This is a genomic window from Pseudovibrio sp. W64 (genome assembly GCF_001623145.1).
Classification (GTDB): Bacteria; Pseudomonadota; Alphaproteobacteria; order Rhizobiales; family Stappiaceae; genus Pseudovibrio.
Window position 1 is genome coordinate 1 of the sequence record NZ_LMCI01000033.1, and the last position, 3,270, is coordinate 3,270.

A 3,270-nucleotide genomic window follows, 5' to 3' on the forward strand; every position below is an offset into this window, starting at 1 on the left:
CCATCTCTATTTAAAGATTAAAGTGTTGCACCCACCAGTTGAACCCACCACCAAAACCAGACATTCGCGCACCCTTGCGGTATCTATAGTGAGCGTGCCCTCAGCACTATCGTCTGCGGGTATGAGTTCGATTGCCAGTGCTTATTGTTGGGTCTGGTACGCAAACTGTTGTTGAAAATGGAACAGTGTTTGGTGCTGTGACCATCGGACGATGCGGTGAGCGCGCAGGCAACAGTCCAGTCGCCATGCATCTCATGCACAACGCCGGTATAAGATGATGGAGATGGCGTACTTTAGTACTCAGTGTGTTTTAAGAAGGCTTGCCCACCGCTGCTGATCCCCGGCGGCTGGCATGATGGTCTGTGCGGGGGTGGAAGCTCAAGGATGATCAGAAACGCAAGGTAAGGTTTGCGCTGAGCCCCTGATCGGTGAGCCCATAACCGAACCGGCCATTATAGGACAATCCAATGGCCGCATCCTCTCCAAGGTCAACTGCAGCGCCCAGATCAAGCACTAGGATATCTCTGGCAACTGGCGCACCGGCGACAGAGAAGTTACTTCCACCATTAAAGGCATGGCTGGCAAACAGCTCCTTGCCGCCGAACGCATGCTGCCAGGCAGTTTGAGCTGAAAGCTTCGCGCTGAACTCACCAAGGTCAGTCAGAGTTTCTACTCGCAACCCGATAGTGGTAAAGGCGCTATCTATGGTTTGATGACCAGCCGTCAGAGCCGCTGTACCACCGGTTTCAGAGTACCCGTCGCTGGATAAGCGGACGTAAGACACATTGGCAAAAGGTTCCAGACTGCTCGTGTTGTGATCAAACCGATATCCCACCTCACCAAAGAACTGAGCAGTGCGCGCATCATAGGAACCAGCCAGGTTTTCAGAGAGGCCAGTAAAAGCAACCGAGCGTGCTGTGTCGATATCATGCCATGCATAGCTGCCACCAACACGGAGCCCCAGAGCATCAAACTGAGCTCCCCCATAGGCACCAAAATACATTGTATCTACTGTTGCAGAGGACTTTCTACTATTCGCCTCTAACCTGGTATCATCATAACCGCCAAAAGCTCCAAGACGGGTATTATCACCGATCAGGGCATCGCCTCCCACAAACAACCCGCCGGTCGAGCGATCAAGCCCTGCAGTGTTGTGGTTTCCACTCCAGCTCCCCCAGGCGCCAAAGCCTTGCCCCCAGAAGGCGGCGTTCTCGCTGATACGTTTTTCAGCCTGCGCCTGTCCGTCGGCGGCCACAGCTCCCGTTGCAATGCGCATACGGTTCAGCGCAGCTTCGCGTGCAAAGCGGCTGTCCTCAAGCAGCGCTGTCCTGATCGAAGCGTGTACTTCGCCAGAAAGGTGATCAAGCGCCTGCGGTGCCTCTTCACCTGAAAGGTTGAGCACCGCGTTGTATAAAAGCCCGCTGTCAAGCGAAAACACACCGTCGCCCGTCGCGCATTGATTGGCGCTCATTCCTGAAACGCAGAACGTGGGCGTGGCAAGTTCTGAAGTCAGAAAAACACTATTAGCACCATAGGACAGGGCAAAATTGAGGAACGCAAAATCATCGGTTGGTGTAGGGGAATCGAATGTTCCATTAATGCCGCCATCTGCGGTGATGATGGTGTAAATCGTGCCAGCGGTATAGGTCGATCCGTCATCAGTTCCGCTTTCCGGCAAGACATGCACCGTTCCACCATTGATCGTGACGGTGTCACTGGCAGCCAGCAGATCATTATTGACACCCGCTGCAGCGCCGCCGTCGTTCAGCTCAACCTCATAAACCGAACCAGCATTGAAAACAGTCGATGTCGTGTTCATCGTATCAATGGAGTTACCTGGCGCGATCACAGCACCGGAGTTGACTGTAACTGCTCCCAGAGTACCCGACCCACCAAGACTGCCACCATTAGTCGTAACATCTCCAATGAAACCATCAACAACCAGTGCTCCACCAGACACTGTGGTGTTACCGGAATAGGTGTTGTTGCCGGTTAGGATGAGTGTTCCGAGACCAGTCTTTTTGAGAGAACCGGTTCCAGTCAAGTTGGAGGCGATGACGGTCGAATATCCTGCACCTGCACCAGTGCCATCTCCGACCCGGATCGCAGTTGCTCCTGTTAGTGCAATATCTCCGCCCGAAATACTGTATCCGTCCGTTGCAAACTGCATGCCTTTGGAGACAGGCACCCCGGCACTATCTACCGCGACAGCACCTGCATCAGCCTGAAAGATCAGGAAGCTGTCTGGATCGTGTGGCGCGCTTCCCGTGCCGTCGGTATTAGTCCAGTTGGTACCAGTTGCACTCCAGACCCCTGAGCCGCCATGAATGGTGCCGTCTGCACTGGCTACCGCCCCGTTCCAAAAACTCAGCAAGTTTGCATTGACCAACAGATTGACCTGACCCTCTGTGGCGGTTTGGATGTCGTAGTAGAATTCCGTTAGCGTTAGACCTATTTCAAGGTCGTTATCTGTCAAACTGCCGCCATAGGTGATCAGGTTATAAACCCCGGCGTCAAAACCACCCGCATCGATGACATTGAGCGATCCATCCAGCGTCAGATCACCGCCAACGGCGATGAGGTCGCTGTCCACGCCCGCTGTACCAGACGGCGATCCGAGTTCAAAGTCGAGGACTGAGGCAGCTGTCAGACTAAGGTTGCCGCCGACCGTTAGCGTACCGGGGCTATTGCCTGCAGCAATTGTTCCGCTTGTGACTGTTGCCGAACCGTTGATCGTGCCTGAGCCGCCAAGGGTGCCGCCATTGACTGTCACATTACCGATGCTGCCATTAACAACCAGCTTGCCACCAGAAACAATGGTGTCTCCGATGTTGGTGTTCGTCCCGGTCAGGATCGTAGTGCCGGAAAGCTGATTAACACTGCCATTCCCGCTGATATCTGCGGAGAAGGTGTAGTCGGTATCCGTATGGTTGAAGTTGATCACCCCGGTTCCTGCTCCGAATTCAACCGTGGATGCATCAAGCGTACCGGCCGCAGCAGCCGTATCGCCGCTACCCGCACCGATGTTCAAAACGCCAGAACCCGTTGAATTAGAACCCAGCCGGGTCACCCCGGACACACTCACTGTTGCATCGTTAGAAATCGTCAGAGTACCATTGCCATCGCGGCCGACATATAGATTCTCTGAATTGTCCCAGGTTGCCTCGGTGCCGGTCACCTCAACAATGCCGGTTGAGCCTTTATTACGGCCGATATAGCCGGATTCGTTACTCACCGTGCCGCCATCAGACACCGTCAGAGAGCCCCCCC

2 protein-coding genes are annotated in these 3,270 nt (G+C 54.4%); one reads left to right on the forward strand and one right to left on the reverse strand.

What is annotated here, in order from left to right; all coding sequences use genetic code 11:
* Positions 1-131: 131 nt before the first annotated feature.
* Positions 132-278, forward strand: coding sequence for a hypothetical protein (locus PsW64_RS27635; RefSeq protein WP_193757808.1), 147 nt, complete (start codon positions 132-134; stop codon positions 276-278).
* 110 nt (positions 279-388) lie between these two features.
* Here PsW64_RS27635 and PsW64_RS14380 read toward each other — a convergent pair.
* The coding region (locus PsW64_RS14380; RefSeq protein ID WP_082831125.1) for an autotransporter domain-containing protein at positions 389-3,270 on the reverse strand (2,882 nt) is incomplete at its 5' end.